Here is an 8,073-nt window from a genome sequence, read left to right as displayed (position 1 = left end):
GCAAGATATTGCAGAGCGATGCCATTTGCCATGTATTTATCTTGTAGACTCTGGTGGTGCAAACCTGCCTGAACAAGATGATGTATTTCCTGATAAGTTACATTTTGGGCGTATTTTTTACAACCAAGCGCGTATGTCAGGCAAAGGCATTCCACAAATTGCTGTTGTAATGGGATTATGTACCGCAGGTGGTGCGTACGTACCTGCTATGGCAGATGAAAGCATTATTGTTAAAGAGCAAGGCACGATATTTTTAGCAGGTCCCCCGCTTGTTAAAGCGGCAACAGGTGAAGAGGTAACGGCTGAAGAACTTGGTGGTGCAGACGTTCATTGTAAAACATCAGGGGTAGCTGATCACTTTGCCGAAAACGACGAGCATGCGCTGTCTATTGCACGCCAATGTATTGAGCGTATTAACTATACACGCCCTACTTCGCCGTTATTAAAAGATATAAAAGCGCCTCGGTACGATATAAATGAACTGTACGGCATTGTGGGTACCGATCTTAAAAAACCATTTGACGTACGCGAAGTCATTGCCCGAACGGTTGATGATTCATCGTTTGATGAATTTAAACGCTACTTTGGCGAAACACTCGTAACGGGCTTTGCTAGCATTTACGGCAACCCTGTTGGCATAGTCGCTAATAATGGCATTTTATTTAGTGAGTCAGCACAAAAAGGCGCTCACTTTATTCAACTGTGTGCACAACGCAATATCCCACTGGTATTTTTGCAAAACATTACTGGTTTTATGGTGGGTAAAAAGTACGAAGCAGAAGGTATTGCTAAGCACGGCGCAAAAATGGTTATGGCAGTATCGTGTGCTGACGTTCCAAAATTCACAGTATTAATTGGCGGCTCTTATGGCGCGGGTAACTACGGTATGTGTGGCCGCGCGTTCGAACCAACCATGATGTGGATGTGGCCTAATGCACGTATTTCAGTAATGGGCGGCGAGCAAGCAGCTGGTGTTATGGCCCAAGTTAAGCAAGACGGCTTAGAACGCAAAGGCCAAAGTATGACCGATGAGCAAATTAGCGAATTTAAAAAGCCAATTATCGACCAGTACGAAGAGCAAGGCCATCCTTATTATGCCAGCGCGCGTTTGTGGGACGATGGCATTATTGACCCAGCCGACACACGTAACGTACTAGGGCTTGCATTGTCGGCTGCTAAAAATGCACCAGCGAAAGAATCTCAATTTGGCGTATTTAGAATGTAACGGAGCGCAGTAAATGTCAGTAACACTACAAATAACAAAATCTAATGTGGCTGTACTTGTTTTAAGCCGCCCTGAAAAAAGAAACGCATTTAATAGCGAAGTAATACACGAATTAATTCAATGTATTGAACATGCTAATACGCTTGATATTAGAGCATTAGTTTTAAAAACAGAAGGTAAACACTTCTCAGCAGGCGCTGACTTAGCATGGATGAAGTCCATGGCTGACAATGATTATGCTGATAACCTTGCTGATTCGATGCAACTTGCAAAACTAATGCAAGTATTAGCTACAAGCCCACACCCTACGGTATGTGCTGTGCAAGGCGCGGCATTTGGTGGCGCATTAGGTTTAATAGCCTGTTGTGATATTGCCCTTAGTAAAGACGATGCACAATTTTGCTTAAGTGAAGTGAAGCTTGGACTTATTCCTGCAGTTATTAGCCCTTATGTAATAAAAGCCATAGGTGAGCGTGCTGCACGCAGATACTTTTTAACTGCCGAAGTGTTTGACGCGCATACCGCTAAACAGCTTGGATTAGTTCATCAAGTAACGGGGAACTTGGAGTGTGCACTGGACAATATGCTTCAAACACTCATTGATAACGGCCCAGTTGCAGTTAAAGCTGCGAAAGCTTTAATTAACGATGTAGCTAACAAACCGATTAATGACAAGCTTATTGAGCTTACTGCCGAGCGGATTGCAAACATACGCGTATCTGAAGAAGGCCAAGAAGGCTTGAGTGCCTTTTTTGATAAACGCCCACCACAATGGCAACTGTAGGATTAATTATGAACACACAAGCATTAAAAAAAATACTCATTGCCAATCGTGGAGAAATTGCGTGTCGCATTATGAGAAGTGCAAAGCAGATGGGGTTAACCACTGTTGCTGTTTACTCAGACGCTGATAAAAATGCTCAACACGTAAAAATGGCTGATGAGGCCTACTACATTGGCCCTGCTCCAAGTAAAGACTCGTACCTTGTAACCGATAAAATTTTGCAAGTAGCTAAAAATAGTGGCGCCGATTGTATTCACCCTGGTTATGGCTTTTTATCAGAAAACAGTGAATTTGCTAAAGCGTGCGAAGCAAACAATATTGCGTTTATTGGCCCTTTAGCTAGCAGCATTGAAGCCATGGGGTCAAAAACCCGCGCTAAAGAAATAATGGCAGCAGCCAATGTACCGTTAGTACCGGGTTATTATGGCGACAATCAAGACCCTCGTTTTTTGCAAAGTGAAGCTGAAAAAATTGGCTACCCTGTACTTATTAAAGCCGCATTTGGTGGCGGTGGTAAAGGAATGCGCGTTGTTGAAAAAGCAAGTGACTTTATAAGCGCTCTTGAAGGTGCACAGCGTGAAGCCATTGCCGGATTTGGTAACGACTTAGTACTACTAGAGCGCTATGTTAACCAACCTCGCCACGTTGAAGTGCAGGTATTTGCAGATAACCACGGTAACTGCGTTTATTTAGGGGATAGAGATTGCTCTTTACAACGTCGTCATCAAAAAGTAATTGAAGAAGCCCCTGCCCCGGGTTTAAGTAGTGCACTACGAAAAGAAATGGGCGAAGCTGCAGTGCGTTGTGCACTGGCTATCAATTACCGCGGCGCTGGTACTGTTGAGTTTTTATTGTGTGGCGATGAGTTTTTCTTTATGGAAATGAATACGCGCCTTCAAGTTGAGCACCCTGTCACTGAAATGGTTACGGGCGTTGATTTAGTAAACTGGCAAATAAATATTGCTGGCGGACTTCCACTTCCTTTAGCCCAAGAAGATATTCAGTTACAGGGTCATAGTTTTGAAGCGCGAATTTATGCCGAAGATCCTGCTAATGATTTTATACCTTGCTCAGGTACGATTGAGGCGATGCATACTCCAAACCAAAATGAGTTTGTACGTATTGATACAGGCATTGCGCAAGGGGATGAAATTAGCCCATATTACGACCCGATGATTGCTAAACTCATAGTCCATGATGATAGCCGCGAACAAGCATTAGGGCGCTTACGCCAAGCGCTCGAGCAGTTTCACCTAGCTGGTTTTAGCACCAACATTGGTTTTTTAAATAACTTAGCTCAGCACCCTACTTTTAATAAAAGCGCACCGAGTACACACTTTATCGCAGAACAAGGCGACTCGTTAGTTGCTGTTAATAATACGCTTGTGCAATCTAGCGAGCTAATTGGCGCATTTGCGTATTTGTGTTCATTAAATAACAAACACGCTGAGGAAAAGAACGCGAGCCCATGGCAGCAACTTAGCGGATTTACATTAAATTCTCCAAGCGTAATTAAAGTACCCTTTAAAGATTTACATTTAAGTGCAATTAAAACCGCAAAAGGGTACGACATTACCCATAACAACACGGTATTTAGCCTTCAAGGTACTGTGGTCAATGGGGGTTGTACTGTATTTATTGATGGTGATAAGCATATTGCGCATGTATCACAAAGTAATGATGCCATCACTGTTATGAATAAAGCACTGCAAGCCAAACTTGAGCTAATGAATAAGCATTATATAAGTTCACACGAAAGTGATGCACTGCCATTAGCTGCACCACTCAATGGTACTGTGGTTAAACACTTAGTTAGCGTTGGGAGTACTATTACTAAAGGCGATCCTGTTGTGATTATTGAGGCCATGAAAATGGAATACACACTCAATGCACCCCATGATGGTATTTTACAAAGCTATTGTTTTGGTGAAGGTGAATTAGTATCACACGGTGCCCTACTCGCAATTGTTGAGGATACAACAGTTCAGGAAGGTGCCTAATGAGCGCCTTTCCTAACTCAGTTCGTATTGTTGAGGTAGGTGCGCGTGACGGCCTACAAAACGAGAGCATAGTCACCACTCAAGATAAAATTTTGCTTATTAATGCACTTGCACAAGCTGGTTTAAAAGATATAGAGGCCGGTGCATTTGTATCCCCTAAGTGGGTGCCACAAATGGCTGACTCAGCAGATGTTATTAACGCACTTGACTTACCAAATGTTAATTTAAGTGCACTAACACCTAATTTAAAAGGTGCGCACGCGGCCCATAGTACTGGTATTAAGGAATTTGCAATTTTTACCGCCGCTAGCGAGTCGTTTTGTAATAAAAATATCAACTGCTCAATTGACGAAAGTATCACGCGTTTCAGTGAAGTGATGAATTTTGCAAGACAGCACAATATTCGTGTTCGTGGTTACGTAAGCTGTGTAGTTGGGTGTCCTTACGAAGGAGACATAGACCCCAAGGCTGTGCTTGACGTAACACAAAAGCTATTAGATTTGGGCTGTTACGAGGTAAGCCTTGGAGACACCATTGGTGTTGGCACAGCAAAAAAAGTAACTCAACTTATAGAATTACTATTGATGCATATAGATAGCAGCAAGCTTGCAGTGCATTTTCATGATACCTACGGACAAGCGCTTACAAATATTTACGCAGCACTAAGCCTAGGCATTTCAACGGTTGACGCGGCAGTTGCGGGCCTTGGTGGGTGCCCATATGCTAAAGGTGCGTCAGGAAATGTTGCCACCGAAGATGTAGTTTACTTACTGCAAGGGCTTGGCATTGAACACGGAATTGATTTACAAAGGTTAAGTGATGCTGGCTGGGAAATAACTAAAGCACTTGGTAAGCAACCTGTGAGCAAAGTATCTGTGGCACTACACACAAAATAACCTGAGCTCTGGATAATAAATCTATCTCTAGCAGCTATTTTCAGCACTAACTGCGTTGAATTTACTTGCAATAGGCCAGCTATTGACGCGTAAATTCGCCTTGTTTTCACTGAAAATCTCTGACTAGAGAAAATAAACTTAAATATCACCCTAATTCATATGTTAGTAAATCTCTTAACCAGAGTTCAGGTTAAATAGCTATCTTATGAGATGATGATTAACAACAAATAACACACAATGAGGAGAGACTCATGGCCGGTTTTGATAAGGTAGTTGCAAGCTACGAAGCTGCAATGGAAGGATTAAAAGACGGTGATACCATTATCGCCGGTGGTTTTGGTTTATGTGGAATACCTGAAGGGTTAATAAAGCAAATTAAAAAGATGAACACAAAAGAGTTGACCGTTGTATCAAACAACTGTGGTGTTGATGATTTTGGTTTAGGCATTTTATTGCAAGACAAACAAATAAAAAAAGTGATTGCCTCGTATGTAGGCGAAAACGCCCTATTTGAGCAGCAATTACTAAGTGGTGAAATAGATGTTGAGCTAACACCTCAAGGTACACTTGCTGAAAAAATGCGAGCCGGCGGCGCGGGTATTCCTGCGTTTTACACCGCCACCGGTTACGGTACTCCAATAGCTGAGGGCAAAGACGTAAAAGAATTTGATGGCCGCCCATACATTTTAGAAGAGTCGATCACTGGCGAGTTTGCCATTGTTAAAGCATGGAAGGCTGACCGCTATGGAAACCTAGTATTTAGACATACCGCAATGAACTTTAACCCAATGGCTGCAACTGCAGGTAAAATTACGGTGGCAGAAGTGGAAGAAATCGTTGAGCCAGGTGAGCTTGAACCAAGCCAAATCCATACCCCTGGTATTTATGTAAATCGCGTGATCAAAGGCAACTTTGAAAAACGCATTGAACGTGTAACAACACGAGATTAAGCAGGAGCATAAAAATGGCATTATCACGTGAACAAGTTGCAATGCGTGTTGCGCAAGAGCTACAAGATGGCTACTACGTTAATTTGGGCATAGGAATTCCGACACTCGTCGCAAACTATGTACCTGATGATATTGAAGTTATGCTACAGTCAGAAAATGGCCTGCTAGGAATGGGTCAATACCCGACTAAAGCAGAACTTGATGCTGATATGATTAATGCGGGTAAAGAAACCGTGACAGCAGCCACAGGTGCCGCCATATTTAATAGTGCAGATAGTTTTGCCATGATACGGGGTGGTCATGTAGACTTAACCGTTCTAGGTGCATTTGAAGTAGACCAAAATGGAAACATTGCATCTTGGATGATCCCAAAAAAGCTCATTAAGGGCATGGGTGGCGCAATGGACCTAGTTGCTGGCGCAAAAAATATAATAGTTACAATGACTCATGCTAGCAAGCATGGTGAGTCTAAGTTACTAGAGTCATGCAGTTTACCGCTAACCGGTGTTAATTGTGTGAAAAAGATAGTAACAGATTTAGCCGTTTTAGAAGTTAAAGACGGCGCATTCCATCTTATAGAGCGTGCACCAGGTGTATCTGTAGATGAAATCATTAGTAAAACAGCAGGTAAATTACTTGTTGACGGTGAAGTACCAGAAATGGTTTTATAAGCTTAGCTTATTTAGTTTCACCCTGTACCGACCTCATTCCCAGTGCCAATGGCGCTGAGTTACCCAAAATCCCTCGTAAGAGGGATTTTTTTTGTCCTCAATGTTATTTTTTTGGTTAATTAATACACGTTTAATGAAATTTTATCTATAGTAGATGCATAGATACTGTGTTATTTGGCTAGAGTTATTGCACTATTTTGTCGTTGTGATGCACCAAATTTGTGAAGTTACTCTATCAATAAAATTAAGTTATTGATAATATTGGCAAATAACATCTGGTTCGATTTTTGCCTATACAGGCAATCCTAACAATTAAATACTGGAACACATGCAAACTCCTATTCGTGGTCTTCGTTCTTTTTGCTTTGCAGCAAGAAGCCTAAGTTTTAAGCATGCAGCTAATGAGCTGTACTTAACGCCGTCGGCGGTAAGCCACCAAATAAAACAATTAGAAGAACAACTTGGTATAGAGCTATTTCATCGTAAAACTCGCTCTATAAGCCTAACTACGGCTGGAAAAAACTTTTTTGATGCGATCTCCCCTATTATTACCATGCTAGAGGGAACCATTAACGAGTTTAGTCAATTACAACAAAACACGAATATCACAATTACTCTGCCAGAATTTTTTGCCAGCGAATTGCTGATGCCAAAATTAAGTGAGTGGACTACTCAGCATCCAAATATAAATTTACAAATGGATACGCTCAAAACACGCAAAGAACTTACCCGCCATAGTGATTTATCTATTGTGCTTTCTTCGAGTAAGCCAACGGAGGGTGCAGTGACTGAATTGTTTAATTTAGAATACATCCCTGCATGTAATAAAAAATTACTTGAACAATGGAAAAATAACGATTTACAAGCATTAAACCAAGTTCCGCTTATTCTCCATAAAGCGCGTCCTTGGGCTTGGCACCAGTGGGCTGAAAAAGTAGGCATAGATGACTTCTCGCCTACGCAGATTATTCAAATAGATAGTATGTTTGGTGTAGCACGAGCTGCACAGCAAGGTATGGGAATTGCGCTAATACCTTTACCAATAAGCCAAAGCTGGTTAGACGAGCAATGGTTGTATAAGTTATTTGAACAGCCATTAACAACAAAAGATAAATATTACTTGGTTCAACATGACTCGAATGTAGCCAATCACCCTCTCGATCTGTTTGCTAAATGGGTAGTTGATACTTTTAGAAAAACACAAGAATAATCATTTTTCAGCATAAATATAATTACTCTTCAGCTGTATAATTAATAAAAAATTCACATAAAATTAATGAAAAAGCTAACTTATTATCAATAGGTTGGCTTTTTTATTTAATTTTTTTATGGTTTAAATTTTTTCACTTATCAGTTTTATTTTTATCGTTTGTTTGAATTTAGGAAACAACATAAAGTCTGTTTAACGAAAGCATTTATGGCGAATGAGTTGTTATATAAAGAGACTAAATTTGAAACCAATTTAGTTTTTATGACTCATATAAATATAGAAAAGAATCTTTATATTGTGTGTGAAGATGTTGTCAGTGTGAAAAACAGTTCAAGTT

7 protein-coding genes are annotated in these 8,073 nt (G+C 41.0%); all 7 read left to right on the top strand.

What is annotated here, in order from left to right:
• Positions 1-1,225: carboxyl transferase domain-containing protein (locus ATS71_RS05910; RefSeq protein WP_235591419.1), on the top strand; the 1,225-nt coding region annotated here is incomplete at its 5' end.
• A 13-nt stretch (positions 1,226-1,238) separates the two neighbouring features.
• Positions 1,239-2,009: an enoyl-CoA hydratase/isomerase family protein gene (locus ATS71_RS05905; protein WP_058403977.1), complete on the top strand. Its 771-nt coding sequence runs from the start codon at positions 1,239-1,241 to the stop codon at positions 2,007-2,009.
• Between the two features lie 8 nt (positions 2,010-2,017).
• Positions 2,018-4,009: an acetyl/propionyl/methylcrotonyl-CoA carboxylase subunit alpha gene (locus ATS71_RS05900; protein WP_058403976.1), complete on the top strand. Its 1,992-nt coding sequence runs from the start codon at positions 2,018-2,020 to the stop codon at positions 4,007-4,009.
• The gene (locus tag ATS71_RS05895) at positions 4,009-4,905 is read left to right on the top strand and encodes a hydroxymethylglutaryl-CoA lyase (protein ID WP_058403975.1); all 897 of its coding nucleotides are present in this window, start codon (positions 4,009-4,011) and stop codon (positions 4,903-4,905) included. The genes ATS71_RS05900 and ATS71_RS05895 overlap by 1 nt, the downstream gene beginning before the upstream one ends.
• Before the next feature lie 251 nt (positions 4,906-5,156).
• Positions 5,157-5,855, top strand: coding sequence for a CoA transferase subunit A (locus ATS71_RS05890; protein ID WP_058403974.1), 699 nt, complete (start codon positions 5,157-5,159; stop codon positions 5,853-5,855).
• Between the two features lie 14 nt (positions 5,856-5,869).
• Positions 5,870-6,526: a CoA transferase subunit B gene (locus tag ATS71_RS05885; RefSeq protein ID WP_058403973.1), complete on the top strand. Its 657-nt coding sequence runs from the start codon at positions 5,870-5,872 to the stop codon at positions 6,524-6,526.
• A gap of 328 nt (positions 6,527-6,854) precedes the next feature.
• Positions 6,855-7,736 carry a LysR family transcriptional regulator gene (locus ATS71_RS05880; RefSeq protein WP_010557395.1) on the top strand — a complete coding sequence of 294 codons (882 nt, stop codon included), beginning with the start codon at positions 6,855-6,857 and terminating at the stop codon, positions 7,734-7,736.
• Positions 7,737-8,073: the final 337 nt, after the last annotated feature.

Origin of the sequence: Pseudoalteromonas sp. H71 (assembly GCF_001468485.1) — a bacterium.
Lineage (GTDB): Bacteria > Pseudomonadota > Gammaproteobacteria > Enterobacterales > Alteromonadaceae > Pseudoalteromonas.
This window is presented reverse-complemented; position numbering and strand designations above follow the sequence as displayed.

Excerpts from the sequence above, each read along its gene's own strand:
- ATS71_RS05905 (WP_058403977.1), top strand. The coding sequence starts at position 1,239 with ATGTCAGTAACACTACAAATAACAAAATCTAATGTGGCTGTACTTGTT.
- ATS71_RS05900 (WP_058403976.1), top strand. The coding sequence starts at position 2,018 with ATGAACACACAAGCATTAAAAAAAATACTCATTGCCAATCGTGGAGAA.
- ATS71_RS05895 (WP_058403975.1), top strand. The coding sequence starts at position 4,009 with ATGAGCGCCTTTCCTAACTCAGTTCGTATTGTTGAGGTAGGTGCGCGT.
- ATS71_RS05890 (WP_058403974.1), top strand. The coding sequence starts at position 5,157 with ATGGCCGGTTTTGATAAGGTAGTTGCAAGCTACGAAGCTGCAATGGAA.
- ATS71_RS05885 (WP_058403973.1), top strand. The coding sequence starts at position 5,870 with ATGGCATTATCACGTGAACAAGTTGCAATGCGTGTTGCGCAAGAGCTA.
- ATS71_RS05880 (WP_010557395.1), top strand. The coding sequence starts at position 6,855 with ATGCAAACTCCTATTCGTGGTCTTCGTTCTTTTTGCTTTGCAGCAAGA.